Here is a 26,228-nt window from a genome sequence, read left to right on the forward strand (position 1 = left end):
CATTAGGTCATGACGTCGTGCTGCCTACCGAGCATCGGCTGAGGCGGCGCGAAGACTTCGCGACCGCGGTACGACGGGGTCGTCGGGCCGGACGCCCGCTTCTCGTCGTCCATCTACGTAGCGGTGCAACGGACCCGCACGTGTCGGGGGAGAGCCTTCCCCCGACACGTGCGGGTTTCGTCGTCAGCAAGGCCGTGGGTGGAGCCGTGGTCCGCACCGCGGTCAAGCGCAGACTCCGCCACCTCATGCGCGACCGACTGGCCTCGTTGCCCCCCGGTAGCCTGGTAGTCGTACGAGCGTTGCCCGGCGCGGGCGACGCCGACCATGCACAGCTGGCCCGAGACCTGGATGCCGCTCTTGAGCGGCTGCTGGGAGGGGGCGCGCGATGAAGTACCCGCTGCTGGCGCTGATCAAGCTGTACCAGTGGACGATCAGTCCACTCCTCGGCCCAGTCTGCAAGTACTACCCGTCGTGCTCCCACTACGGCTATCTGTCCATCGATCGGCACGGCGCGGTCAAGGGCACAGCGCTCACTGCCTGGCGCATCCTGCGGTGCAATCCGTGGTCGCTCGGCGGTGTCGATCATGTACCGCCGCGCAAGCGCCCGCGGTGGCACGAGATGCTGCGCGCCGCCTGGCGCGAACGCAAGGGCGGGCCCTCCGCCGCTGGCGTGCCGTCCGGAGACCTTCCCCCGGCTCCCACGAGCCCGGCCGCCGAGACCCCGTCCCATGCTCAAGGAGCTTGATTAGTGGACACGATTGCCGGTTTCTTCAGCTTCATCACGACACCCGTCTCCTGGGTCATCGTGCAGTTCCACAAGCTGTACGGTGCGATCTTCGGCCCGGACACGGGCTGGGCCTGGGGCCTGTCGATCGTGTCTCTGGTGATCCTGATCCGCATCTGCCTGATCCCGCTCTTCGTGAAGCAGATCAAGGCGACCCGGGCCATGCAGACGCTGCAGCCCGAGATGAAGAAGATCCAGGAACGCTACAAGAGCGACAAGCAGCGTCAGTCCGAAGAGATGATGAAGCTGTACAAGGAGTCGGGCACCAACCCGCTCTCCTCGTGCCTTCCCATCCTGGCGCAGTCCCCGTTCTTCTTCGCGCTCTACCACGTGCTCAACGGCATCGCGTCGAACAAGAAGGTCGGCGTCATCGACCAGCAGCTGCTCGACAGCGCTCGTGACGCCCACATCTTCGGTGCCCCGCTCGCGGTGAAGTTCACGGACAGCGCCGACAAGGTCGCCTCCCTCGGTGCCTCGCTGACCGATGTGCGTGTCGTGACCGCGCTCATGATCATCCTGATGTCGGCGTCGCAGTTCTTCACCCAGCGCCAGCTGATGACGAAGAACGTGGACACGACGGTGAAGACGCCGTTCATGCAGCAGCAGAAGATGCTGATGTACGTCTTCCCCATCATGTTCGCCGTCTTCGGCATCAACTTCCCTGTCGGTGTCCTCGTCTACTGGCTGACCACCAACGTGTGGACCATGGGCCAGCAGATGTATGTGATCCGGCAGAACCCGACCCCGGGCTCCAAGGCCCAGGCGGCGTACCTGGAGCGCCTGCAGAAGCACGTCGCGGAGGCCAAGAAGACCCGCAGCCGCGGCCAGGCCCGCGCCATCAAGGCCATCGTCGCCAAGGGCCGCGACCGCAACGAGTACGAGCGCAAGTTCATCAACGGCCTGAACAAGGCGGGCCTCGCAGCCCAGGCGGACGGCACCGTGGTGGTCAGCGACACCGTCACCACCACCACCGAGGACGGCGCCCCTGCCGCCGGTGGCGCGCCCAAGCGGCAGCAGCCCAAGCGCCAGAGCAAGGCCAAGCGCCAGGCCGCTCCGACCTCCGGAGCCGCGAAGACGGACGCGGAGCCCGGGGACAAGCCCTCGCTGACCAAGTCCGATGACGGTTCCGCCACCAAGGCCACCAAGGACACGTCCGGGGAGCCCAAGGGCGCCGCGGCCAAGGAGGCGGGGAACAAGGGCAAGCCCGGCGCCTCCGGTGGTCAGCAGCCCGGCCAGGGCACCCGCAGCAAAGCCAAGTCCGGGCAGCGCAAGGGCCAGCAGCGGCCCAAGCACCCGTCCAAGAAGTAGAAGGAGTCCATCCCGTGACGGAAGGCACCACCACCTCCGCCGCTGCTGAGGCAGGCGACACCATGACCCGCCTTGAGCAGGAGGGGGAGATCGCGGCGGACTACCTCGAAGGTCTGCTGGACATCGCCGACCTCGACGGCGACATCGACATGGACGTCGAGGCCGACCGCGCCGCCGTGTCGATCATCAGCGACGCCGGCAGCCGCGATCTGCAGAAGCTGGTCGGCCGCGACGGCGAGGTCCTGGAGGCGCTCCAGGAGCTGACTCGACTCGCGGTGCACCGCGAGACCGGCGACCGCAGCCGCCTCATGCTGGACATCGCGGGTTACCGCGCGAAGAAGCGTGAGGAGCTGACCGAGCTCGGAGCCAACGCCGCGGCCGACGCGAAGAGCTCCGGCGAGCCGGTGAAGCTCAAGCCGATGACGCCCTTCGAGCGCAAGGTCGTGCATGATGCGGTCAAGGCCGCCGGCCTGCGCAGCGAGTCCGAGGGCGAGGAGCCCCAGCGCTTCGTCGTGGTCCTCCCCGCCTGATCACACGCGTTTCCCCCGGCCCCGTCTGTCCGCAGACGGGGCCGGTCTTTGTCAGCCTGATAGTCAGCGAACCCAGTGCGGTACGGAAGGACGGTCCCCGTGACGGAGGCAGCGGAGCTCCCCCCGGCGCCGGAGCAGGCGCGGACAGTTTTCGGTGAGCGGTTCCCGGACGCGGTCCGTTATGCGGAGTTGCTGGCCGAGACGGGAGTGCAGCGCGGCCTGATCGGCCCCCGTGAGGTTCCCCGCCTGTGGGAGCGGCACCTGCTGAACTGCGCGGTGCTGTCCGAGGTGGTCCCCGAGGGCGTGACGGTGTGCGATGTGGGCTCCGGCGCCGGCCTGCCCGGCATCCCGCTCGCTCTGGTCCGGGAGGACCTGAAGATCACCCTGCTTGAGCCGCTGCTACGGCGCACGAACTTCCTGACCGAGGTCGTCGAGCTGCTCGGGCTCGACCATGTGACGGTCGTCCGGGGCCGCGCCGAGGAAGTCCTCGGCAAGCTGCCGCCTGTCCACGTCGTGACGGCACGGGCCGTGGCTCCGCTGGACCGGCTCGCGGGCTGGGGTGTGCCGCTGCTGCGTCCGTACGGCGAGATGCTGGCCCTCAAGGGCGACACCGCCGAGGAAGAGGTCAAGGCGGCGGGCGCTGCCCTGAGTAAGCTCGGTGCGGAGTCCGTTTCCGTCGTGCACGTGGGCGAGGGCGTGGTGGATCCGCTGTCCACCGTGGTGCGGGTCGAGGTCGGGGAGAGCCCTGGCGGTGTGCGCTTCGCGGCCAAGCGGGCCAAGGCCGCACGGGTGGGGCGGACACGGCGCCGTCGCTGATCCGTCCTGACGACGAGCCGTACTCCACAAAAGCTGTCAAACGTACGCATACCGGGGTGTCGCACCAGCGGCACCCCGGTCGCCGTGCATCGTGTTTCACGTGAAACGTCGCTCACTGCTGCATGGCATCATCAGCCGCGGCCGCGCTGCGGAACCCCGGGAACGTCGGCCGCTAGGTTCCCTCGATAAGGGCACGGAGTTGTCCACAGAGGGGGACTCGTCCACAGAAGACCGGGCCTCACTGGTTCACGACCCCGAAAGCATGGGAGGCTCTGTTCATTGCGAGCCTGAAGTCGAGGAGAGTGAATCCTTGCGGTCCGACGCCAACATCGCGGGACCGATGACCGATCCGGTCCCCGGTCCCCGTACCGAGTCGGCGGGGGAGGATGTTTCACGTGAAACACCGAGCCCGATGGACGACACCCCCATTGGTCGTGCCGCCCAGCTGGCGGTGGAAGCCCTGGGCCGTGCAGGCGAGGGCCTGCCGCGACCGGATCAGACCCGAGTCATGGTGGTCGCCAACCAGAAGGGCGGGGTGGGCAAGACGACGACAACCGTCAACCTTGCCGCTTCGCTCGCTCTGCACGGCGCGCGCGTTCTGGTGATCGACCTCGATCCGCAGGGCAACGCGTCCACGGCCCTCGGTGTCGACCATCACGCCGAAGTCCCCTCCATCTACGACGTGTTGGTCGAGAGCAAGCCTCTCTCCGAAATCGTTCAGCCCGTCCCCGACGTCGAGGGCCTCTTTTGCGCCCCGGCGACCATCGATCTCGCGGGTGCGGAGATCGAGCTGGTGTCCCTGGTGGCACGGGAGAGCCGGTTGCAGCGGGCGATCCAGGCCTACGACCAGCCGTTGGACTACATCCTCATCGACTGCCCGCCGTCGCTGGGGCTGTTGACGGTCAACGCTCTGGTCGCCGGCGCGGAGGTACTGATCCCGATCCAGTGCGAGTACTACGCACTGGAGGGTCTGGGGCAGCTCCTGCGCAACGTCGACCTGGTGCGCGGGCACCTCAACCCGCTGCTGCATGTGTCGACCATCCTGCTCACCATGTACGACGGCCGGACCCGGCTGGCGTCGCAGGTGGCGGACGAGGTGCGCAACCACTTCGGCGACGAGGTGCTGCGCACGAGCATCCCGCGCTCCGTGCGCATCTCCGAGGCGCCCAGCTACGGCCAGACCGTGCTGACCTATGATCCGGGCTCCAGTGGTGCCCTGTCGTACTTCGAGGCGGCACGCGAGATCGCCCTGCGCGGAGTCGGCGTGCGCTACGACGTACAGCACGCCCACGTGGGCAACCAGAACGAACAGCAGAACATGACGGAGGGGATGCAGTGAGCGAGCGACGGAGAGGGCTGGGCCGTGGCCTCGGCGCTCTGATCCCTGCGGCTCCTACGGAGAAGTCGGCGGCCCCCGCCGCGGGTGGAGGTTCCACCTCGCCCTCGGCCGTGCCGGTGCTCACCGCTGAGCGAGGGGTGGCGGCCGCGAAGGTGGCCTCGCTTCCCCAGCACCCCGTTTCCCAGGAAACGGACGAGCCCATCAGCGGCACCGTGGCCGAGGAGCCGCTGCGCCCGGCCGGAGCGCACTTCGCAGAGCTTCCCCTCGACTCCATCAAGCCCAACCCGCGGCAGCCGCGTGAGGTGTTCGACGAGGACGCCCTCGCCGAGCTGGTGACCTCCATCAAGGAGGTCGGTCTCCTCCAGCCTGTCGTCGTACGGCAGTTGGGACCCGCGCGCTACGAGCTCATCATGGGCGAGCGGCGCTGGCGGGCCTGCCGTGAGGCGGGTCTGGAGCGTATCCCGGCGATCGTGCGGGCGACGGAGGACGACAAGCTCCTCCTGGACGCGCTCCTGGAGAACCTGCACCGCGCCCAGCTGAACCCGCTGGAAGAGGCCGCGGCCTACGACCAGCTGCTCAAGGACTTCAACTGCACGCACGACCAGTTGGCCGACCGCATCGGGCGTTCGCGTCCGCAGGTCTCCAACACGCTGCGGCTCCTCAAGCTCTCGGCGACAGTGCAGCGCCGGGTCGCCGCCGGTGTCCTCTCCGCGGGCCATGCCAGGGCGCTGCTGGCCGTGGAGGACCCGGAGGAGCAGGACAGGCTCGCCCACCGCATCGTGGCCGAGGGGCTCTCGGTGCGTGCCGTGGAGGAGATCGTGACCCTGATGGGGTCGCGGCCGCAGAGCAAGCCCAAGGCGAAGGGGCCCCGCGCCGGCACGATCGTCTCCCCCGCCCTGACGGGTCTGGCCACGCGCCTCTCCGACCGGTTCGACACCCGGGTGCGCGTCGACCTGGGCCAGAAGAAGGGCAAGATCGTCGTCGACTTCGCCTCCCTGGAGGACCTGGAACGCATCCTCGCCACGCTCGCCCCGGAGGAGGGCCCGGTGCTCAGGAACGGGCTCGCTGAGGCCGAGGCTGAGGCCGAGAACACCTCGGAGGACGAGAGGGACTGAGGCCCATGAGGCCGTAGGACGAAGTGTCCTGAAGTCTGTGAGAGCAGGTCGTGTCCGGTGTGTGCCGGAACACGGCCTGCTCTTTCCTTTCTTACGGTTTCGGCGCAATCGCATCGTGGATACGATGCGATCGGGTACGGCGCATCCACCTGACGGCACCTCTTAGGGGAGGCAGGGGCCATGCGATCGGTGAGCCGCACAGGACTGGTGACCGCCGGGCTCGGGCTCGGAGCGGTTGGTGGTTTCGTCGGCAGCCTGCTCCGGGAACGGAGCGCACTGACAGCCGCTCGTGGCGCCGCGAGCGAAGGAAGTGAGGAACCGCCTTCATGGGGCGACGGCTCGTACCGCTCACGCTGGACAACCTTCCGGACCTTCCCAAGCGTTGTCGCACGTGTGTCTTCTGGGAGCTGGACCCGGTCAGCGGCCAGGCCGCGGTAAAGGCCGGTACGCCGGAGCTGGAGAAGGAGGCGTGGATCTCCGCCGTCCTGCTGGAGTGGGGGTCCTGCGGACGAGTGGTCTACGTCGACGACGTGCCCGTGGGGTTCGTGCTCTACGCACCGCCTGCGTATGTGCCGCGCTCGACCGCCTTCCCCACGAGCCCCGTCTCGCCGGACGCCGTGCAGCTGATGACCGCGTGGATCATGCCGGGTTATCAGGGGCAGGGCCTTGGTCGCGTCATCGTGCAGACCGTCGCGAAGGATCTGCTGCGCCGAGGGTTCAAGGCCATCGAGGCGTTCGGCGACGCGCGCTGGGAGAAGCCGGCCTGTGTGCTGCCCGCGGACCATCTGCTGGCCGTGGGCTTCAAGACGGTCCGCCCGCACCCCTCCTATCCGCGGCTGCGCCTTGAGCTGCGGACGACGTTGTCGTGGAAGGAAGACGTCGAGCTGGCAATCGACCGGCTCCTGGGTGCGGTCCAGAAGGAACCGGCGCTGCGGCCGCTGTAGTCAGAGCATCAGCACGGAGACCGTCGTAGGCCAGCGGCATACGGCGAAGGGGCCAACCTCGTGAGGTTGGCCCCTTCGTGTTTCACGTGAAACATCGCCTGCCGCCATCGCGGCACACTCCGACTACTCGGCGATGAAGTCTTCCAGGTCCCGCACCAGGGCGGCCTTCGGCTTGGCGCCGACGATGGTCTTGGCGACCTCGCCACCCTGGTAGACGTTCAGGGTCGGGATCGACATGACGCCGTACTTGGCGGCCGTCGCGGGGTTCTGGTCGATGTTGAGCTTGACGATCTCGATCTTGTCGCCGTACTCGGCGGCGATGGCCTCGAGGGACGGCGCGATCTGGCGGCACGGGCCGCACCATTCGGCCCAGAAGTCGACCAGTACGGGCTTGTCGTTCTTGAGCACGTCCTCATCGAAGGAGGCGTCAGTCACGTGCTTCAGGGTTCCGGCCACGAGGGGCTCCTAACTTGGTGCTGCGGTGGGGCTGGCGGGGGCAGTTGGTCAGACCGTCGCGGCGGCAGCGTTTTCGCTGTCCACAGCGGCGGCGAGGAAACGCTCGGCGTCGAGAGCGGCGGAGCAGCCGGTGCCCGCCGCCGTGATCGCCTGGCGGTACGTGTGGTCGACGACGTCACCGGCACCGAAGACACCGGAGAGGTTCGTCCGGGTCGACGGCGCGTCGACCTTCAGGTAGCCCTCGTCGTCCAGGTCCAGCTGGCCCTTGAAGAGCTCGGTGCGCGGGTCGTGGCCGATCGCGATGAACAGACCGGTCACCGGCAGCTCGGAGCTCTCGCCCGTCTTGAGGTTGCGCAGGGTGAGGCCGGAGAGCTTCTGGTCGCCGTGGATCTCGGCGATCTCGCTGTCCCAGATGAACTTGATCTTCGGGTCGGCGAAGGCGCGCTCCTGCATGGCCTTGGAGGCACGGAGGCTGTCGCGGCGGTGCACCACGGTCACGGACTTGGCGAACCGGGAGAGGAAGGTGGCCTCCTCCATCGCCGTGTCACCGCCACCGATCACCGCGATGTCCTGGTCCTTGAAGAAGAACCCGTCGCAGGTCGCGCACCAGGAGACGCCGCGTCCGGAGAGGGCGTCCTCCCGGGGCAGGCCCAGCTTGCGGTGCTGCGAGCCCGTCGTGACGATGACGCTCTTCGCGCGGTGGACCGTGCCCGCCGTGTCCGTGACCGTCTTGATCTCACCCGACAGGTCGACGGAGACCACGTCGTCGGGGACGAGCTCGGCACCGAAGCGCTCGGCCTGGGCCCGCATGTTGTCCATGAGGTCGGGGCCCATGATGCCGTCCCGGAAGCCCGGGAAGTTCTCCACATCGGTGGTGTTCATCAGCGCACCGCCCGCGGTGACGGCACCTTCGAACACCAGGGGCTTCAGCGAGGCGCGCGCGGTGTAGAGCGCCGCCGTGTAGCCGGCGGGCCCGGAGCCGATGATGATCACGTTACGGACGTCGGTCACGGCTTGATTCCTCGTCTCTGGGGACTACTGCGTACTGCCGGGGGCCTGTCTCAGGACTCTCACCCCACCCAACGGATCCTACGGGGCGAGCATTCCCCACGTGTCCGAGCACACGGAAGGAGCGCGTGCCGAAGCGCGAGAAGGGGTCCGGCGCCGAGACCGGGAAGTGGGTCAGGAGGGGAGCCTCAGCGCCTCAGGGGCGGGCGTAGGACTCCGTGAGCAGGACCTTGCCCTTGGCGTCGGCCGACGCGGACGCGCTTACGCACGCGGCGTCCACGACATACGCGGAGACCTTCGCTCCGTCGGTGTCGTGCGGCACGACGACGAGGTAGGCATTCGTTCCCTCGTACGTGCCCTTGTCGACCGCCAGGGGCGTACGGCCGCCGAGGCCCTTCTCGATGCAGGCGGGCACCTCGACGTAGTCCTCGCGCATCGTAGAGCCCTTCTGCGGGGTTCCCTCGGGGCTGGACCGGGTGTCGAAGGAGGGTTTCTTTCCCCCCGTCTCCGTGCCCGAGATCTTCTGCTCCTCGGAGAGGAGGTTGGAGACCTGAGCTTCGAGCTTGCCCTTGGAGAAGGTGTCCTTGCCCGTCGAGGAGGCGGTGGGCGACTCCGTCGAGTCATCGCTCCACGGCTGGATCAGCAGGGCACCCAGGCCGAGGGCAGCGGCGGTGAAGACGGCGCCGAGCATCGTCGTGCGGCGTCGGCGGCTTCGCGGACGTCCACCGCGACCCGGGCCGGTGGCCGCACGCGGGTGTCCGGCGGGGCCGTGTGCTGAGGGGCTGTTCGCGGTGGAAGTCGGCGTGGCGCCGGATCCGGCGGTCGGCGTGGGCGTGTCCGTGGGCGATGTTTCACGTGAAACATGCGCGACGGGTTCGGCGGTGGTTTCACGGCCGGAGTCGGAGGTGGCATCGCTTTCGCGGTCGGAGCCGTCGAGGCCCGTCCCTTCGACTTCGGTGACGGTTGCCGTGGCCGTCGCGTCGAGCAGTGCCTCCGCCGCCAGGGCCGCGTCGATGCGCTCCGCGACATCGGTGGGCATGCGGGGCGGCCCGGGCAGCGAACCGAGCATGCCGCGGATCTCTTCGAGGGATGCGTAGACATCGGCGCAGAGCGGGCAGTCGTCCAGGTGCCGACGCACGTCCAAGGTGCGCGACGGGGAGAGCAGGCCTTCAGTGAGGTCGGAGATCTCGGCGACGTCCGGGTGCCCAGCTGAGTCTGTCGTCGTGGTCACGCTCGTCCACCTCCGCCCTTCACTGCCGCTGAGTCGCTGGGTCCCGTATCCGAAGGAGGCCCCGCGTCCTGAGGTTCCGCTGCCGGTGGGACGGTTGTCCCCTCGGTCCGGTTCCGTCCCGGGGCGTTCTTTCTGGGGGCGTCCTTGCCGCCGCTGCCCGTGTCGTCCTCGCGCTGGGACGGTGCTTCCGTCCGCAGATGCGTGAGGAGCGGCAGGAGCCGGGCTCTGCCGCGCGCGCAGCGGCTCTTCACCGTGCCGGTCGGGACGTCGAGCACCCGGGCCGCCTCGGCCACGGGATAGCCCTGCATGTCCACCAGCACGAGGCAGGCGCGCTGATCGGGCGGCAGGGTACCGAGCGCCTCCAGGAGCTCCCGGTGTAGATCGCCGCGTTCGACGGGCGCCGCGGCCGACTCGTGCGGTTCCAGGAGCTGGTCCAGGCGTTCGGCGTCGTCGACGGGAGAGGTCTTCCGGGATGCCGCCTTGCGTGCCCGGTCGAGGCAGGCGTTCACGGTGATGCGGTGCAACCAGGTCGTCACGGCGGACTGGCCGCGGAAGGTGTGCGCGGCGCGATAGGCGGAGACGAGGGCGTCCTGGACGGCGTCCGCCGCCTCCTCGCGGTCCCCCAGGGTGCGCAGGGCCACGGCCCACAGCCGGTCGCGGTGGCGGCGGACGATCTCACCGAAGGCGTCCTTGTCGCCGTCGACATGGCGCGCAAGGAGCTCTTGGTCGGTGAGCTCACCGAGCCCGGTGCTGTCCAACGTGGAACCCCTCCCCTCGCCCCTCAGCGTCCGCCGGACCGGTCAGCCCTTGAACTTCACTTCCGTGATGCCCTGCTTGTGGCCCGCGCTGTAGTAGCCGTCCGCGCCGGACTCCGGCACATGCGTCATCCAGAGCAGCACGTACTGCGTCTTGACCGGCTTGTCGGCCTTGATCTTGAGGCTCGTGCTCGTGGTCGTGCCGTCACCGATCTTCTTCATCGAGTCGACAGGACCGGACGGCGACATGGAGTCGGCCGCGTACAGCGTCGCTTTCGTTTGGAAGCCCGGGTACTTGAGGCCGAGCGACGCAGCCGTGACGTTCTTGGCGGAGCCGAGGTCGTAGACGATGCCGACGCCCGGGCGGTACGGGGCCAGCCGAGGACCGTCGACGTACGACTTGGTGCGCCAGAGCGTGGACGTGTCGCCGTCGTGCGTCTTCGAGACGTTCTCGGGGTCCTGCAGCTTGCCGCCGAGCGGTGACTCCTGTGCGTTCTGGATCGCGATCGGCTTGGGCGGCTTCGGCTGCTTCTTGTCGTCGCCGTCCGTCGTCTTCGTCGTACTGGAGTCGCCGTTCTTGTTCTGGTCCATCAGCGCGTCCGCGAGCTGCCAACTGCCCAGGCCAAGGGCGGCGATGAGCAGCGCGGAGACGGCCCACTTGAGGGCCTTGCCGGTGCGGCTCTGCAGCGGGGGCGGCGGGGCGGGGACGGGCTGGGTGGTGCCGGGTGGCTGGGCGCCGCGGCCGTAGTTGCCCTGCTGGTACGTCGTGCGCTGGTACTCCGGAGGAGCCGCGAAGACGGGCTCCGGGGGCCGGATGCGGGGCAGCTCGGCGATGGCCTTCACCAGGTCGTCCGGCGTGGGGCACGCGGGCTCCTGGCGGGAGGCGGTCGCGCCGTCGTTGGCGAGCGCGCGCATGGCGAGCTCCGACAAGCCGCGGTGCACCCCGGCACGGACCTGGTCCGGCGGGAGCAGGCCGACGCCCTTGGGCAGGCCGGACAGGCCGTAGGCGTCGCTGTCGTAGGGCCAGCGCTGCGTCAGCGCGGCGTACAGCAGGGCGCCGATCGCCTCGGTGTCCGCGCGCTGCGGGGTCTCGGAGCTGATGCCGCGCAGCACGGCGTTCACGGCGAGGCCACGGATGCGGTACTGGCCCGAGGAGGTGCGCAGCACGGCGCTCGGGGTCAGCCGCAGATGCGCGAGGCCCTCGCGGTGGGCGGCGGCCATCGCCTGGGTGACCTGGCTGACGAGTTGGTAGGCGTCGTGGGCCTCGAGGGGGCCTGCCGCGAGCAGCGCGGTGAGTTCCGTGGCGTCGGGCAGCCACTCGTGCACGACGTAGACGAGGTCGTTCTCCTCGACCGCGTCCAGGACCTGCACGAAGCGGGGGTCACCGAGCAGCGCCGCGGAACGGGCCGCGGCGAGCACCGAGCGGGCCCGGGGGTGGTCGGCGGGCAGCAGGTGCACACCCACGGCGCGGCGCAATTTCTCGTCGACCGCACGCCAACTGCTGAAACCGTCCAGACGGGTGACGCACTCTTCGAGGCGATAGCGTCTGGCGAGTTTGTGACCGCTGTGCAGTTCCGGGGGAGTCGTCACCCCGGGCGGGCTGGTGGGCTCGTTCTTGTTGGCTGTTCCGTCGTCCGCCGTGTCCCGCTCCCGGGTCTGGGCCACCCCGTCGGCCGTGGACTGCTCCGCCTGCGCGGTCAGCGGCTTGTCGCCGCTGGTGTCTGCCACGTCGACGGCAGCCGTGCTCCGTTCCGCCACCGTCGCTCCTGCCTCCCCATCCGTTGCGCTTCGTCAGACGCCAAAGCCAATTGTGCCCACAGTCCGGCGCTATGCACGACACGCGGTGGCCGACGATGGTTGTGCGGACTCCTTCACATCAGCGTCCCAGTCGCCCGCGCACCGTACCGACCAGCGAGTTCAGCTCCTGGATCCGCATGCGCCGCGCGGCCAGGAAGAAGACCCCGAAGAGCACCGTCAGACCGACGATCAGCGCGGCCAGCGAGCCGATGATCCCCTGTCCGAGCGCCTTGGTGATCACGTACCCGGCCCCGGCGCCGAGAATCGCCCCCGGCACGGAGGCCAGCGCGAGCCGGGCGTACGTACGGATCACGTTCGCCCCGTCCAGATCGCCGCCCAGGCGCTTGCGCAGCCGCTGCCAGGCGACGCCCACACCGATCGCGTACGCGGCGCCGTAGGAGAGCGCCATGCCCGCCACGGCCCAGCGGGCGGGCAGCACCAGGTAGCAGATCCCGGAGGCGGCGGCGTTGAAGGCGGCCACGATGACCGTGTTGTAGAAGGGGGTGCGGGTGTCCTCGTACGCGTAGAAGGCGCGCAGGACGACGTACTGCACGGAGTACGGGATCAGGCCGAGGCCGAAGGCCATGAGCATGTAGCCCATGCGAGTGGCGCCGTTGACGCCGGACGAGCCGAAGATGAGCGTGCACATCGGGATGCCGAGTGCGAGGAAGCTGAAGGCGATCGGCACGATCGCGACGGCCGAGGTGCGAAGGCCCTGTGAGATGTCGTCGCGCACGGCCCCGGTGTCGCCCTCGTGCGCCGAGCGCGACAGCCTCGGCAGCAGGGCGGCCATCAGGGAGACCGTGATGATGGCCTGCGGGAGTCCCCAGATGAGCTGGGCGTTGGCGTAGGCGGAGAAGCCGGTGCCGTCCATGCCGGAGTGCTTGACCGCCGCGGTGCCCAGCTGGGTGACGACGATCGCGCCCGCCTGGTTGGCGAGGACGAAGAGCATCGTCCACTTGGCGAGCATGGCGGCCTTGCCGAGCCCCTGGCCCTTCCAGTCGAAGCGCAGCCGCAGCTTGAAGCCGGTCTCGCGCAGGTAGGGGAACATCGCGAGCGACTGCACGACGAGCCCGAGCAGGACGCCGACCCCGAGCAGTTGCACGCCGTCGTCGGGGATCGATGTGACGCGCATGCCCGACTTCTCGGACGTGCCGTACACCCAGAGGAACATGCCGAGCGTCGCGATGATGACGATGTTGTTGAGGACCGGGGTCCACATCATCGCGCCGAACTTCCCGCGGGCGTTGAGGATCTGCCCCATCACGACGTGGATGCCCATGAAGAAGATCGACGGCAGGAAGTAGCGGACGAAGGTGATGGCGACCTCGTTGGCCGCCGGGTCGCTGGCCACCGGTGTGGAGAGCAGGTGGACCAGCAGCGGTGCGGCGATCCAGCCGAGCACCGTGAGGATGCCGAGCGCCACCATGACGAGCGTCAGGAGCCGGTTGGCGTACGCCTGGCCGCCGTCCGCGTCGTTCTTCTGGGCGCGCACGAGCTGCGGTACGAAGACCGAGTTGAGGCCGCCGCCGACGGTGAGGATGTAGATCATCGTCGGCAGCTGGTAGGCGACCTGGAAGGTGTCGCCGAGCAGGCCGATGCCGAGCGCCGAGACGATCATCGCCGAGCGGACGAAGCCGGTGAGGCGGGACACCATCGTGCCCGCGGCCATCACGGCGCTGGACTTCAGCAGGCTGGACGCGCGGCCACCGGACTTCCCCGCGGGCGCAGAGGGGGCCGACGAGGGGGCCTTGGTGGGCGCCGGGACGGCCGGGGACGCCGGTGCCTCCTGTCCCGGGGCCGGGCGCGTGCCGCCGTGCTGCGGCTCCTGGTAGTAGCCGCCCTGGTTCTGGTCCGGGTACTGGTTCTGGTTCGGGTCCTGGTAGTAGCCACCGGCCTGCTGGTTGGCGTACGGAGCGCCCTGCTGCGCGTACTGGGCACCCTGCTGCTGCTCGCCGTACGCGGGGTCGCTCTGCGGGTACGCGTACGGCGTGCCGTGCTGCTGGTCCGCGTAGGCGGCGCCCTGCTGGTGGGCGTACCCGGCACCGGGCTGCTGCTGGTCCGGGTAGCCGGCCTGGCCGGGCTGCTGCTGGTAGGGGTAGGCGGTGCCCTGCTGGTCCTGGTATCCGGCGGGCTGCCCTTGGTATCCGGGCTGTCCCTGGTAACCGCCCGCCTGCTGGTCCTGGTACCCGGCGCCCTGGGCGGGGTGGCCCTGGTATCCCCCGCCCTGCTGTCCCTGGTACGGGGCGTTCTGCTGGCCCTCGTAGCCCTGCTGGGCGCGCGGGTCGGCGGCCTGGGGGTCGCCGTAGCCCGCCCGCGGGTCGCGGTGGCCGCTGCCCTGCTGGTCCCGGAAGAGGTGAGCGAAGGCGTCCGGCTGGTGCCGCTCCTCGCCCGCCTGGGTGACGAGGTCGTCCACGCCCACGTACTGCGTGGTGCGCGGGTCGTCGCCGTAGGGGAGGTGACGGGTGGTGCCGTCCGGCTCCGGCGGCGGGGTCTGGGCCCAGACGCGAGGGTCTGGCTGGTACTGCGCCGACGGCGGCTGGGCGTAGAGCTGCTGCGGGTCGGGGTAGCTGCCGGGCGGCGGCGGGGGGTGGGCCGCGCGGTCGTAGAGCGCCTCGGCCACCGGATCCTGGGCCGAGAGGTCCTGGGCCCGGTAGGGGTCCTGGGCGTACGCGTCCTGGAGGTAGGCGTCCGGCGCGTGCTGCGGCGGCACCTGACCGTCCTCGTGAGGGCCGGGAGGCGGGTTCCCGGCCGCACCGGAGCTGCCCGCGCCCTGGCCGCGCTCACCGTCGTACGGCGCGTTCATGGTTTACCCCACCTCATGGTCCGCGGGCCCACCGGCCACGACATCGCTCAACGGTCCACTCTCTCACCCGTGTGCGACGGCTCGGTGCTTTCCACAGCGGTGTCCGGTGTCGGGTCACTCGGCTGCTCGGGATCGGCCGAACCGGGGTCGGTGCCGGGAGAGGTGTCGGGGGTGGCGTCGGAATCACCGTCGGGGCCGCCGTCCGGGCCTGCCTCCGCCTGCCGCAGCGCCGCGCGCTTGCGCTGGGTGTACATGCGGAATCCGGCGAGGACGAGGAGCAGGACGCCGCCGCCGATGACCAGCATCACCGTCGCGGTGAACTCGGTGACGTTGACGTCGAAGCGGACCTCGTTGCCGTACGGCTCGCCGTCCTCGGTGTAGAGCTGGGCGTAGACCGTGACCGGGCCGTTGGCGTTGGCGGTGGTGGTGAACTTCACGGACTGGGTGTGGCCGCCGCCCGTGATCCTGACGGGCTGCTCCTCGTAGAGTCCGTCGCCGACCTTCAGACGGGTGGGGTTGGTCGACGTCAGGCGCAGGACGAGGTGGTCGACGCCCTGCACCAGGTTGTTCTGCACCGTGACCGGGATGGTCGCGCTGCGGCCCGACAGCTTCACGTCGGACTTGTTGATCAGCTTCACCTGTTGGATGAGGCTCGTCAGATACCCCTGCACGCCTTTGCGGAAGTTCTGGGCGTCGGTCGGACGGCCGCGCCACGACGTGGACATCTCACGGTCCATCGCCCGGCCGAAGGGCGTGATGACGCGGTCCGGCTCGGAGAGGATCTGCTTGAAGCGGTCGAGCTTGCCCTGAGCGTTCTGGACCTCCTCGAACGCCGAGCGGGGCAGCTCCTGCTTGCGCAGCGACGACGGGTAGGACCCCGCCGGGGGGACCTGAGTGGTGGCGTCCGGGTCCGGCTCGGCCTTCGCCGCCGCCGTCAGGGACTGCGGCTGCGACCAGCGCTTGTCGTCGAGAGCGGCCAGCGCCCGCGCCATGGTCTGGGCCTGGCTGGCCGAGGGCATGCGCTGGGGGGCGACCACGACGCTGCGCTGCTTGTCCGGATCCTGCAGCGTGATCATGAGACTTTGGGCCAAGAACTCCTGGGTGGCCAGGGTGGAGTCCTCGGCCCCCGTCATATCGCCGCGGAAAGCGGTCGAGAGGCGCGCGTCGGCGACCACGGCGGTCGTCCCGCCGCCGATGGGCCGCGCGGCGCTGGGCGTGTACGGCAGCCCGTTCGTCTCGCGCAGGCTGTCGCTGCGGGCGATCACCGAGTGGGCGCCCGCCGACGTGGCGACGTCCACGACCGACGGGTCGATCGCTCCCTCGGCGGGCCAGGCGAAGTCCGAGCTGGGCTTGACGTTGAGGATGTCCTCCACGGCCTGGGCGCCGACCTCGGTGGCTTCCTTGAGGTGGCCGAGCGAGCCCTTGACGGCCCTGCCGTTGTGGGCGAGCGAGGCGAGGTCGGGGTCGGCGAAGGGCAGCGCGACGACCTTCTTGCCCTTCACGGCCTTGTGGAGCTGGTTGAGCCACTGCTTCGCGACGGCCTGGTTCTTGCCCGCGACGGTCGTGCCGTCCGGTCCCTCGACGTCGTAGCTCGTCGTCATCGCGTCGACGGAGACCAGCAGGTCCGGGTCGATCACCCAGGCGACGTCGAGCTGACTGCCGAGCGTCAGGAGCTGCTGCAGCCGCCCGCCCGTCTGGAGCTCCTTGGCCAGGCTCTCGTCCTTGAAGAGCGGCGTCTGCTCCTCGTCGGAGCGCGTCCTCGACGTGAGGTGCGTGGTGGAGATGAGCGGCCACAGGTACGTCGTCTTGGTCTTCGTGTCGGCCGCCCCGTCCTGCCACGGCAGGAAGGTCCGCTCGATGCCGAGCACCTGGGGGTAGGGCTGTGCGGCGGTCTGGCCGGTCAGTGTGACGCCGAGCTGATAGACGCCGTCCATGCCGAGGCGCAGGGCGCTCACGGGCACGGAGATGCTGAAGTCGTACGGGACGCCCGGGGCGAGCCGGGAGAACTTCTCCACGTACTTCCCGCCGACCTCGGAGCCGTCGAGCCCCGGCTGGTATGCGGTCCGCCTCGCGGCGCTGTCGATGTCCGTGCGGCCGCCCAAGGCGCTGCCCACACGGAGGCCCACATGGGCGTCGGTGATCGCCTGCCGGCCCTCGTTGGTGATCTTGCCCGAGACGACGACGGTGTCGCCGTCGCGCGGCGCGCTGGGCGTGAGCGAGTCCAGGGAGACGTCGACGGTGCGGGATCCGGTGGGGGCGGCCTTCGCGCCCATGGAGGCCTTGTGGGCGTTCGCGGCAGTGCCGCTGTGCGCGCTCGACGTGCTCGCCGACCCGGTCGCCTTCGCCGCGCCCGTCGTCGCTCCGGCACCGGCGGCGTGCGCGGAGGGGCTCACGGACACCTGGAGCAGCCCGGCCAGCAGTGGTGCCCCGGCCAGCAGTGTCGCTGTCCGCCGGAACCACCGGCGGGCAGGTGAGGGGCTGGTCCCCGGGAAATCTGCCGCCTCGGCCACGCGTTGCCCGTCCCTCGTCGTCGTCAGCTGTGTCGGTGCTAGTCGTTCGCTGCGTCCACGCATGGTAACGAGGTGCGCCGGGGCTAAGTGCCGCGGACTGCTCCACAAGATCGGAAGACCTGGCGGCGATGTCCACAAGGCCGGTGGTGAGCGCCGTGCGCGGCCCTGACGAGGCCTATGGAAATCCGGGCGGTCCCCAGCGCTCGGGGCACGTACCCTTTTCTGTTGTGCCGAACGCCAACGAAGACAATCCCCGTGCCCTGAGCCAGGCGCAGGACCGCGCCGTGAGCGAGCTGCTGCGCGTCTCCCCCGTCGCGGACGACCTCGCCAGCCGTTTCCAGGAGGCCGGGTTCTCGCTCGCCCTGGTGGGCGGCTCGGTCCGGGACGCGCTCCTGGGCCGGCTCGGCAACGACCTGGACTTCACGACGGACGCCCGCCCCGAGGACGTGCTGAAGATCGTCCGTCCGTGGGCCGACGCGGTCTGGGAGGTCGGGATCGCCTTCGGGACGGTGGGCTGTCAGAAGGACGCCCGCGTGGACGGCGCCGAGCAGCGCTTCCAGGTCGAAGTGACGACATATCGATCGGAGGCGTACGACCGGACCTCGCGCAAGCCCGAGGTGTCGTACGGCGACTCCATCGAGGAGGACCTCGTCCGCCGTGACTTCACCGTGAACGCGATGGCCGTGGCGCTCCCGGAGAAGACGTTCGTCGACCCGCACGGTGGCCTCGGCGACCTGGCCGAGCGCGTCCTGCGGACCCCCGGCACTCCCGAGGAGTCCTTTTCGGACGATCCGCTGCGGATGATGCGGGCCGCGCGCTTCGCCGCGCAGCTGGACTTCGAGGTGGCCCCCGAGGTCGTCGCCGCGATGAAGGCGATGGCCGGGCGCATTGAGATCGTCTCCGCCGAGCGCGTCCGGGACGAGCTGAACAAGCTCATCCTGTCCGCGCACCCGGCCAAGGGCCTCGCACTCCTTGTGGACACCGGCCTCGCCGACCACGTCCTGCCGGAGTTGCCCGCCCTGCGCCTCGAGCGCGACGAGCACCACCGGCACAAGGACGTCTACGACCACACGCTGATCGTCCTTGAGCAGGCGATGGCGCTGGAGACCGAAGGCCCGGACCTGACGCTGCGGCTCGCCGCGCTGCTGCACGACATCGGCAAGCCGAGGACGCGCCGCTTCGAGTCGGACGGGCGGGTCTCTTTCCACCACCACGAGGTGGTCGGCGCAAAGATGACCAAGAAGCGCATGACGGCCCTGAAGTACTCGAATGAGCTCATCAAGGACGTCTCGCGGCTCGTGGAGCTGCACCTGCGCTTCCACGGCTATGGCGAGGGCGAGTGGACGGACTCCGCGGTCCGTCGGTACGTCCGCGACGCGGGCCCGCTCCTCACCCGCCTGCACAAGCTGACCCGATCCGACTGCACCACCCGCAACAAGCGCAAGGCCAACAACCTGTCCCGCGCGTACGACGGCCTGGAGGAGCGCATCGCCCGCCTCCAGGAGCAGGAGGAGCTGGACTCCATCCGCCCCGACCTCGACGGCAACGAGATCATGGAGATCCTGGCCGTCCGCCCCGGCCCGGCCGTCGGTCAGGCCTACAAGTTCCTCCTTGAGCTGCGCCTGGAGAACGGGCCGATGGAGCGGGACGCTGCGGTGGCGGCGCTCAAGGAGTGGTGGGCTGCGCAGGAGCAGTAGGGCTGGGCATGCGTGGGGCGATGTGTTTCACGTGAAACACATCGCCCCACGCGCACGAAGCGGGGCGATGTTTCACGTGAAACATCGCCCCGCACTGGTGACAAGCTGCCTACTTCTTGAGCTTCTCCAGGCAGAGCGTGAAGTCGTCTCCCCGCCCCGTCTCGCGGTACTGGGCGTACTTCCTGATGTCGCAGGTTCCGCTTTCCTTCTTCTCGGCGACCTTGTACGCCGCCTTTGAGTCGCCGCAGTCCACGATCTTCAGGTCCGGGTCGGTGGAGCTCGTCGGGTTGCCGACGCTCATGCAGTCACCGACCTCGGCGGCCGCTGCCTCGTCCTGTCCCGCCAGGTACGCGCCACCGGCGACCAGGGCGACGACGGCGACACCCACGATGGTGAATATGAGCTTCTTCTTGCTCTTGCGCGGCGCCTGCGGGTCCGGGCCGCCCTGGTAGAACGGCACGCCCGGCTGCTGTGGAGCGCCCGGCTGCGGCGGGTATGGCTGGCCGGGGGCCTGGCCGTAAGGGGCGCCCCCGCCCTGGGGCTGGCCGTACGGCGCACCATCCTGAGACTGCTGGCCGTAGGGCTGCTGGCCCTGGGCGAACGGATTCTGGCCCTGGGGCGGCGGAGTGGACACGGGGATCCCCCTAGAAGAGAACACAAGGCGTGTGGCTGGATGCGCGATGGCGCGAAACGACCCTCGTAAGTTACCGAGATCCCGAGCGCGGATTGAAGCTCAGCGGACCTCTGTGGCATTGATGTGACACTTACTGGTCGTCAAACCTGGCCATAGCTACAGCAATCGCCGCGTAAATCACGGCCACCGTGACAACCAATGCGGCCGATTTTCCGTCCGGGGGCAGCATCAGGGCGGCCACGCCCGCCGCGCCGACGAAAGAGATGTTGAAGAGGACGTCGTAGAGGGAGAAGACCCGGCCTCGGAAGCCGTCGTCCACGGCGGCCTGGACGACCGTGTCCGTGGCGATCTTCGCGCCCTGCGTGGTCAGCCCCAGGACGAAGGCGGCGATGAACATCGGCACCGGGGCGAAGGCCAGACCGAGTGCGGGCTCCAGGACGGCCGCCGCGGCCGCGCAGAGCACGAGCCAGCCGCGCGGCCCGAACCTCACCGCGGCCCACGGCGTCACCACGGCCGCCGCGAAGAACCCGGCACCGGAGACCCCCACGGCGACCCCGAGCAGCGCGAGGCCATCGTCCTCCGCCGACCCCCACGCGTACCGGCACAGCATCAGCACCATGACCGTCAGCGCGCCGAAGCAGAACCGCATCAGCGTCATCGACACCAGAGCGTGCGCGGCCGGGCGGCGCTCGGCGAGATGGCGTACGCCCGCAAGGAGGCCGCGTGCGGTCCCGGCGAGCGCCGTGCGCAGGTGTGGCTGCACCAACTCAGGATCGGGGCCGAGGAGTTCGCGGGAGATGCGCAGAGAGGCGAGCGCGGCGCACAGATAGAGCGCGGCACCCAGGAGGACCACGGCCGCGTCCGAGTCCGAGGCCACGATGCGTACCGCGAAGGCGAGACCGCCGCCCGCGGTGGCGGCGAGCGTGCCGGCGGTCGGGGAGAGCGAGTTGGCCAGGACCAGGCGGTCGGCGTCGACGACGCGCGGCAGCGCCGCCGAGAGTCCGGCCAGGACGAATCGGTTGACGGCCGTGACGCACAGCGCGGAGGCGTAGAAGAGCCAGTCCGGTGTGCCGCTGAGGATCAGCACGGCGGTCACGCAGGCGAGGACGGCCCGCAGCAGGTTGCCGTACAGCAGTACCTGGCGGCGCCGCCAACGGTCGAGCAGGACGCCCGCGAACGGGCCGACGAGGGAGTACGGAAGGAGGAGCACCGCCATCGCGGAGGCGATCGCCGCGGCGGACGTCTCCTTCTCCGGCGAGAAGACCACGTACGCGGCGAGCGCGACCTGGAAGACGCCGTCCGCGCCCTGGGAGACGAGCCGCACGGTCAGCAGCCGCCGGAAATCCCGCAGCCGCAGAAGAACGCGCAGGTCACCGACGACAGCCATGGGGCACAGCCTCACATACGAGCGGGGTCCCCGGGCACATACGACCCGGGGACCCCAACTGGCTACCGAAGCAGCCGACTCAGCGGTCGGCCCAGCGGTTGACCTGGCGCTCGACTCAGCGCTCGACCTCGCCCTTGATGAACTTCTCGACGTTCTCGAAGGCCTCGTCGTCGAAGTACTGCACCGGCGGGGACTTCATGAAGTACGAGGACGCCGACAGGATCGGGCCGCCGATGCCGCGGTCCTTGGCGATCTTCGCGGCGCGCAGGGCGTCGATGATGACACCCGCGGAGTTCGGGGAGTCCCAGACCTCGAGCTTGTACTCCAGGTTCAGCGGGACGTCGCCGAAGGCGCGGCCCTCGAGGCGGACGTACGCCCACTTGCGGTCGTCGAGCCACGCGACGTAGTCCGACGGGCCGATGTGGACGTTCTTCTCGCCCAGCTCGCGGTCCGGGATCTGCGAGGTGACGGCCTGCGTCTTCGAGATCTTCTTGGACTCGAGGCGGTCGCGCTCCAGCATGTTCTTGAAGTCCATGTTGCCGCCGACGTTGAGCTGCATGGTGCGCTCAAGACGGACACCGCGGTCCTCGAACAGCTTCGCCATCACGCGGTGCGTGATGGTGGCGCCGACCTGCGACTTGATGTCGTCGCCGACGATCGGGACGCCCGCCTCGGTGAACTTGTCCGCCCACTCCTTGGTGCCGGCGATGAAGACCGGGAGGGCGTTGACGAAGGCGACCTTGGCGTCGATGGCGCACTGGGCGTAGAACTTCGCCGCGTCCTCGGAGCCGACCGGCAGGTAGCAGACCAGAACGTCGACCTTGCGGTCCTTGAGGATCTGGACGATGTCGACCGGGGCCTCGGCGGACTCCTCGATGGTCTGGCGGTAGTACTTGCCCAGGCCGTCGTAGGTGTGGCCGCGCTGGACCTGCACGCCGGAGTTCGGCACGTCGCAGATCTTGATGGTGTTGTTCTCGCTGGCACCGATCGCGTCCGCGAGGTCGAGGCCGACCTTCTTCGCGTCGACGTCGAAGGCGGCGACGAACTCGACGTCACCCACGTGGTAGTCGCCGAACTGGACGTGCATCAGGCCCGGGACCTTGGCGTCCGGGTCTGCGTCCTTGTAGTACTCGACGCCCTGGACCAGCGAGGCGGCGCAGTTGCCCACGCCGACGATGGCTACGCGAACCGAACCCATTCCGGTTGCTCCCTGTGTGATCTCGGTATTCCGGATGAGCCTCTGCCGAATGCGGAGGCTCACTTGGTGGTGTCGTCGGACGCATCCGGCGGCGGGGTGCTGCCCCGCCGCCGGGGCAGGACGCCCGACTCCCCAGATGTGCTGTTCTGCTGAGCGGAGCCGTCGGGTGCGGACCGTTGCTGGTCGCGTCCCGCGCGCTCGCTCTCGATGAGCTCGTTCAGCCAGCGCACTTCGCGCTCCACGGACTCCATCCCGTGCCGCTGCAGCTCAAGCGTGTAGTCGTCGAGGCGCTCCCGGGTGCGGGCCAAGGAGGCGCGCATCTTCTCCAGGCGCTCCTCCAGGCGGCTGCGGCGGCCCTCGAGCACCCGCATCCGCACGTCCCGCGAGGTCTGGCCGAAGAAGGCGAAGCGGGCAGCGAAGTGCTCGTCCTCGTACGCATCGGGGCCGGTCTGCGAGAGCAGTTCCTCGAAGTGTTCCTTACCTTCAGCCGTCAACCGATAGACGATCTTGGCGCGGCGCCCCGCGAGGGGAGCCAGGGCCTCTCCGGCAGCACCCGATTCCTCGATCAACCAGCCGTTCGTGACCAGAGTCTTGAGGCATGGGTAGAGCGACCCGTAGCTGAAGGCGCGGAACACACCCAGTGAGGTGTTGAGCCGCTTGCGCAGCTCGTAGCCGTGCATCGGGGACTCGCGGAGCAGGCCGAGGACGGCGAACTCGAGGATGCCGGAGCGTCTGCTCATCGTCGCCTCCCGTCTGTCCCGGTCCGCCATGCGCGGCCCTTTATGCCGACCTGATGTATCGGCTCGATACATCACGACGATAGAACGACGTGCCGCCTGCGACAAGAGGGGGCACGGTGAACGGCATCACATCACCGATTCGTAGGAAGTAACTTGCCTGTTTTGGGGTGAACTTCGGTCCTAAGAGGGTTTTGACGGTGCGTAGTCTGTGCGCCATGCATACCGCCGGGAACCAAGTGACGCGAGGTGGCGTCGCTGTCCCCGGTGCAGTGCGGATGAGTGCCGGAACGGACGCATCCGTACATCGGGGGGACCGGAAACCAGCCGCCGTTTCCAGGCGCGGAGACCCGCGCCTGCCCGAGGAGTAGTCGTTCGATGAGCGAGCACCGTCGCAAACCGCCGCAGCCGCAGGGCGGCGGACGCGCCGCGGCCAGGCGTGGCGCATCCGGCGCGTCCGGAGCGCCGTCGGGCCGTCGTGCAGCACCGCGTGGCGCCACTGGATCGCCGTCATCGCCGTCAGCCCCGCCGTCGTACGAGCCGGGGGCCCCGGCGGGCGAGGAGCGACCCTACGGCGGTCGCGCCGAGGCCCGGCGCGCGGCCCGCAACGGTTCCGTCGGGGGTGGTGGCGGCCGCCGCAGGGCCGCTGAGAACGTCGGTCGGGGGCGGGGCAGAGGGCGTGGTCAGGAGCCCGCCAAGAAGCGCTTCATCGACTACCCGCGCGCGGGTAAGTCCGGGGCGCGGCGCTGGGTGCCGTCGTGGCGGCTCGTCACCGGCCTGTTCATCGGGTTCCTCGGCAGCATGCTCGCGGTCGTCGGCATCGCGTACGCCCTCGTCGAGGTCCCGGAGGTCGCCAAGGCGGCCAAGGCCCAGAACAACGTCTACTACTGGGCCGACGGCTCGCAGATGGTCGCGACCGGCGGTGAGACCAACCGGCAGATCATCAAGTACGCGGACATCCCGAGGGCCATGCGCAACGCCGTGATCTCGGCGGAGAACAAGACCTTCAACAAGGACAAGGGCGTCGACCCCATGGGCATCGCCCGGGCCGTCGTCAACATGGCCAAGGGCGGTCAGACCCAGGGCGGCTCGACCATCACGCAGCAGTACGTGAAGAACGCCCGCCTCGACGACCAGTCGCAGACGTTCACGCGTAAGTTCAAGGAACTGTTCATCTCCATAAAGGTCGGCCGGGAGGTGAGCAAGGAAGACATCATGGCGGGCTATCTGAACACCGCCTACTACGGCCGCAACGCCTACGGCATCCAGGCCGCCGCCCGCGCCTACTTCGGCGAGGACGCGGAGGACCTGAACCCGAGCCAGTGCGCCCTCCTCGCGACCGTGCTCAAGGGCGCCACGTACTACGACCCGGCCGGTTACCCCGAGATCGACCCCGCGGCCAGCCGTGACGCGAACACGGAGCGTGCCAAGAAGCGCTGGAAGTGGATCCTCGACGAGGAGGTCAAGGACGGCCGCCTCAGCGCCGAGGTCCGCAACAAGTACACGAAGTTCCCGAAGCTGGAGAGCCCGCGCTCGAACGTCAAGCTGAGCGGCCAGATCGGCTACCTGGTCTCACTCGCCAAGGCGTACGTCATCAACAACAGCGATGTCACCGCCGGTCAGCTCGAGCAGGGCGGCTACGAGATCCACACGACCTTCGACAAGGAGAAGGTCAACCAGCTCGAGGACGCGGTGGAGAAGGTCCGCAAGGCCAAGATCAAGCCGAAGCTGCGCCCGGACAAGGACACGCACGTCCAGTTCGGTGGCGCGTCGGTCAACCCCAAGTCCGGGGCGATCGAGGCCATCTACGGCGGTGAGGACGCGACGAAGCACTTCACCAACAACGCGGATACGACCGGTGCTCAGGTCGGCTCGACGTACAAGCCCTTCGTGCTGGCGGCGGCCTTCAAGAACGGCGTCCGCTCCAAGACCGGTGGAGAGGTCCAGGGCGATGGCACGCGCACCATCGTCAACCCGAAGAGCAAGTACAGCGGCAAGAACAAGCTCAAGATCAAGAACTACGACGGCACGGTCTGGCAGGACAAGGACGGCAAGGAGTGGCTGCAGACCAACGACGGTCAGCAGTCGTACAACCCACCGAGCTACAGGATCGACCTTCGTGAAGCCATGCGGGAGTCGGTCAACTCCGCCTATGTCCAGCTCGGCATGGACGTCGGGCTCGACAAGGTGAAGGCTGCGGCCATGGACGCCGGCCTCAAGGACGACAAGTCCATGGCGGGCGCCACCTACCCGTCCTTCTCCCTCGGTACCTCCTCACCGAGCGCGATCCGCATGGCCGGGGCGTACGCCACGTTCGCCGACGAGGGCAAGCAGCGGGATCCGTTCTCGGTGAAGGAGGTCAAGAAGGAGGGCGAGACGGTCTACCAGCACAAGTCCCAGACCAAGAGCCCCTTCAGTCCTGAGGTCGCGAACAACGTCACCGACGTGCTGAGGACCGTCGTCGAGAAGGGCACCGGAACCTCGGCCCGGCTGCCCGGCCGCCAGGTGGCGGGCAAGACCGGTACGACCGACGGCAACAAGTCCGCCTGGTTCGTCGGCTACACCCCGCAGCTGTCGACGGCGATCAGCATGTACCGGCTCGACGACGACGAGAACAACAGCAAGCGCGAGTTCCTGGAGATGTTCGGCACGGGCGGCGAGAAGAAGATCCACGGCGCCTCCTTCCCCGCGCAGATCTGGAAGGACTACATGGAGGAGGCGCTCAGGGGGAAGCGCGCCATCCCGTTCCCGGCACCGGGCCCGATCGGTGAGATCGTCGGAGACATCCCGCCGCCCTCCCCGACGCCGACCGAGGAGCCGGAGCCGAGCGACTCCCCGTCGCCGACCAAGTCCGAGACCGAGTCGCCCGATCCCACGCCGTCGGAGACCTCCGACCCGTCCGAGTCGTGCAAGCCCTGGGACCCCAGGTGCGAGGACGACGGTGGTGCGGCGGACGGCGGTGCTGAGGACGGCGGTGTCAATGGCGGTCCCGGCGGTGAGTCACCGCCGCCGACCGGCCAGCCGAATGGCGGGAACGGCAATGGTGGCAGCAACGGCCCCAACGGCAACGACAACGAAGGAGGGCTCTTCGCCGGCCCGACCGGCTGAGCCGAGCCCCGCGTACGTTTCACGTGAAACGGCGTGATCCACGGAAACGGCATGTTTCACGTGAAACA

The 26,228-nt window shown here is 69.1% G+C and carries 21 protein-coding genes; 10 read left to right on the plus strand and 11 right to left on the minus strand.

From position 1 onward, the window contains the following. The first annotated feature begins 17 nt into the window (after positions 1–17). The 8 genes from rnpA (at position 18) to ACZ6BG_RS28710 (ending at position 6,836) form a co-directional block, all read left to right on the plus strand. Positions 18–389 (plus strand): ribonuclease P protein component, encoded by a 372-nt coding sequence (gene rnpA / locus ACZ6BG_RS28675; protein WP_078619017.1) that lies wholly within the window; start codon positions 18–20, stop codon positions 387–389. Next, positions 386–745, plus strand: coding sequence for a membrane protein insertion efficiency factor YidD (gene yidD / locus ACZ6BG_RS28680; protein ID WP_468453893.1), 360 nt, complete (start codon positions 386–388; stop codon positions 743–745). The genes rnpA and yidD overlap by 4 nt, the downstream gene beginning before the upstream one ends. 3 nt (positions 746–748) lie before the next feature. Continuing rightward, on the plus strand, positions 749–2,092 hold the full coding sequence (gene yidC, locus ACZ6BG_RS28685; protein WP_469006703.1) for a membrane protein insertase YidC: 1,344 nt from the start codon (positions 749–751) through the stop codon (positions 2,090–2,092). A 14-nt stretch (positions 2,093–2,106) separates the two neighbouring features. Then, complete coding sequence (locus ACZ6BG_RS28690; RefSeq protein WP_469006705.1) at positions 2,107–2,622, plus strand: Jag family protein; 516 nt, start codon at positions 2,107–2,109, stop codon at positions 2,620–2,622. 99 nt (positions 2,623–2,721) lie between these two features. Then, complete coding sequence (rsmG, locus tag ACZ6BG_RS28695; RefSeq protein WP_469006707.1) at positions 2,722–3,438, plus strand: 16S rRNA (guanine(527)-N(7))-methyltransferase RsmG; 717 nt, start codon at positions 2,722–2,724, stop codon at positions 3,436–3,438. A gap of 262 nt (positions 3,439–3,700) precedes the next feature. Beyond that, on the plus strand, positions 3,701–4,777 hold the full coding sequence (locus tag ACZ6BG_RS28700; RefSeq protein WP_469006709.1) for a ParA family protein: 1,077 nt from the start codon (positions 3,701–3,703) through the stop codon (positions 4,775–4,777). After that, entirely contained in the window at positions 4,774–5,892 is a 1,119-nt protein-coding gene (locus ACZ6BG_RS28705) for a ParB/RepB/Spo0J family partition protein (protein WP_469006712.1), read from the plus strand. Before ACZ6BG_RS28700 ends, ACZ6BG_RS28705 begins: the two co-directional genes overlap by 4 nt. A 326-nt stretch (positions 5,893–6,218) precedes the next feature. Continuing rightward, positions 6,219–6,836 (plus strand): GNAT family N-acetyltransferase, encoded by a 618-nt coding sequence (locus ACZ6BG_RS28710; protein WP_468453887.1) that lies wholly within the window; start codon positions 6,219–6,221, stop codon positions 6,834–6,836. A 123-nt stretch (positions 6,837–6,959) separates the two neighbouring features. Here the strand turns inward: ACZ6BG_RS28710 and trxA are convergent, their stop codons facing one another. The 7 genes from trxA to ACZ6BG_RS28745 all read right to left on the minus strand — a co-directional run bounded on the left by trxA (position 6,960) and on the right by ACZ6BG_RS28745 (position 17,399). Further along, positions 6,960–7,292 carry a thioredoxin gene (gene trxA / locus ACZ6BG_RS28715; protein WP_469006717.1) on the minus strand — a complete coding sequence of 111 codons (333 nt, stop codon included), beginning with the start codon at positions 7,290–7,292 and terminating at the stop codon, positions 6,960–6,962. Positions 7,293–7,340: 48 nt separating this feature from the next. Beyond that, positions 7,341–8,303: a thioredoxin-disulfide reductase gene (gene trxB, locus ACZ6BG_RS28720; protein WP_469006721.1), complete on the minus strand. Its 963-nt coding sequence runs from the start codon at positions 8,301–8,303 to the stop codon at positions 7,341–7,343. Between the two features lie 193 nt (positions 8,304–8,496). Next, complete coding sequence (locus ACZ6BG_RS28725; protein WP_469006723.1) at positions 8,497–9,531, minus strand: anti-sigma factor family protein; 1,035 nt, start codon at positions 9,529–9,531, stop codon at positions 8,497–8,499. Further along, positions 9,528–10,289: an RNA polymerase sigma factor SigM gene (gene sigM / locus ACZ6BG_RS28730; RefSeq protein ID WP_469006727.1), complete on the minus strand. Its 762-nt coding sequence runs from the start codon at positions 10,287–10,289 to the stop codon at positions 9,528–9,530. Before sigM ends, ACZ6BG_RS28725 begins: the two co-directional genes overlap by 4 nt. A 42-nt stretch (positions 10,290–10,331) precedes the next feature. Further along, positions 10,332–12,044, minus strand: a complete 1,713-nt coding sequence (locus ACZ6BG_RS28735) for a protein kinase family protein (RefSeq protein ID WP_469006730.1) — start codon at positions 12,042–12,044, stop codon at positions 10,332–10,334. Positions 12,045–12,162: 118 nt separating this feature from the next. Beyond that, a complete protein-coding gene (gene murJ, locus ACZ6BG_RS28740) occupies positions 12,163–14,889 on the minus strand; it encodes a murein biosynthesis integral membrane protein MurJ (RefSeq protein WP_469006732.1) in 2,727 nt (908 codons plus the stop codon). A gap of 47 nt (positions 14,890–14,936) precedes the next feature. After that, a complete protein-coding gene (locus ACZ6BG_RS28745) occupies positions 14,937–17,399 on the minus strand; it encodes a DUF6049 family protein (RefSeq protein WP_469006735.1) in 2,463 nt (820 codons plus the stop codon). Between the two features lie 227 nt (positions 17,400–17,626). Between ACZ6BG_RS28745 and ACZ6BG_RS28750 the strand changes: the two genes are divergently transcribed. After that, positions 17,627–19,096, plus strand: a complete 1,470-nt coding sequence (locus tag ACZ6BG_RS28750; RefSeq protein WP_469006739.1) for a CCA tRNA nucleotidyltransferase — start codon at positions 17,627–17,629, stop codon at positions 19,094–19,096. Positions 19,097–19,205: 109 nt separating this feature from the next. Here ACZ6BG_RS28750 and ACZ6BG_RS28755 read toward each other — a convergent pair whose 3' ends face one another. The 4 genes from ACZ6BG_RS28755 to ACZ6BG_RS28770 all read right to left on the minus strand — a co-directional run bounded on the left by ACZ6BG_RS28755 (position 19,206) and on the right by ACZ6BG_RS28770 (position 23,055). Next, the gene (locus tag ACZ6BG_RS28755; RefSeq protein ID WP_469006742.1) at positions 19,206–19,730 is read right to left on the minus strand and encodes an LppU/SCO3897 family protein; all 525 of its coding nucleotides are present in this window, start codon (positions 19,728–19,730) and stop codon (positions 19,206–19,208) included. A gap of 130 nt (positions 19,731–19,860) precedes the next feature. After that, positions 19,861–21,117, minus strand: a complete 1,257-nt coding sequence (locus ACZ6BG_RS28760; RefSeq protein WP_469006745.1) for an MFS transporter — start codon at positions 21,115–21,117, stop codon at positions 19,861–19,863. A 115-nt stretch (positions 21,118–21,232) separates the two neighbouring features. Further along, complete coding sequence (locus tag ACZ6BG_RS28765) at positions 21,233–22,315, minus strand: inositol-3-phosphate synthase (RefSeq protein WP_469006749.1); 1,083 nt, start codon at positions 22,313–22,315, stop codon at positions 21,233–21,235. 59 nt (positions 22,316–22,374) lie between these two features. Continuing rightward, the gene (locus ACZ6BG_RS28770) at positions 22,375–23,055 is read right to left on the minus strand and encodes a PadR family transcriptional regulator (RefSeq protein ID WP_469006752.1); all 681 of its coding nucleotides are present in this window, start codon (positions 23,053–23,055) and stop codon (positions 22,375–22,377) included. Between the two features lie 375 nt (positions 23,056–23,430). Between ACZ6BG_RS28770 and ACZ6BG_RS28775 the strand changes: the two genes are divergently transcribed. Beyond that, positions 23,431–26,160, plus strand: a complete 2,730-nt coding sequence (locus ACZ6BG_RS28775; protein WP_469006755.1) for a transglycosylase domain-containing protein — start codon at positions 23,431–23,433, stop codon at positions 26,158–26,160. The last annotated feature ends 68 nt before the right edge of the window (positions 26,161–26,228 follow it).

Source organism: Streptomyces sp. NPDC041205, assembly GCF_055591765.1.

Bases quoted from the DNA above. Each gene is read 5' to 3' on its own strand.
- ACZ6BG_RS28710 (WP_468453887.1), top strand. From the start codon at position 6,219: ATGGGGCGACGGCTCGTACCGCTCACGCTGGACAACCTTCCGGACCTT.
- ACZ6BG_RS28775 (WP_469006755.1), top strand. From the start codon at position 23,431: ATGAGCGAGCACCGTCGCAAACCGCCGCAGCCGCAGGGCGGCGGACGC.
- ACZ6BG_RS28700 (WP_469006709.1), top strand. From the start codon at position 3,701: ATGGGAGGCTCTGTTCATTGCGAGCCTGAAGTCGAGGAGAGTGAATCC.
- yidD (WP_468453893.1), top strand. From the start codon at position 386: ATGAAGTACCCGCTGCTGGCGCTGATCAAGCTGTACCAGTGGACGATC.
- ACZ6BG_RS28770 (WP_469006752.1), bottom strand. From the start codon at position 23,055: ATGAGCAGACGCTCCGGCATCCTCGAGTTCGCCGTCCTCGGCCTGCTC.
- ACZ6BG_RS28760 (WP_469006745.1), bottom strand. From the start codon at position 21,117: ATGGCTGTCGTCGGTGACCTGCGCGTTCTTCTGCGGCTGCGGGATTTC.
- murJ (WP_469006732.1), bottom strand. From the start codon at position 14,889: ATGAACGCGCCGTACGACGGTGAGCGCGGCCAGGGCGCGGGCAGCTCC.
- ACZ6BG_RS28765 (WP_469006749.1), bottom strand. From the start codon at position 22,315: ATGGGTTCGGTTCGCGTAGCCATCGTCGGCGTGGGCAACTGCGCCGCC.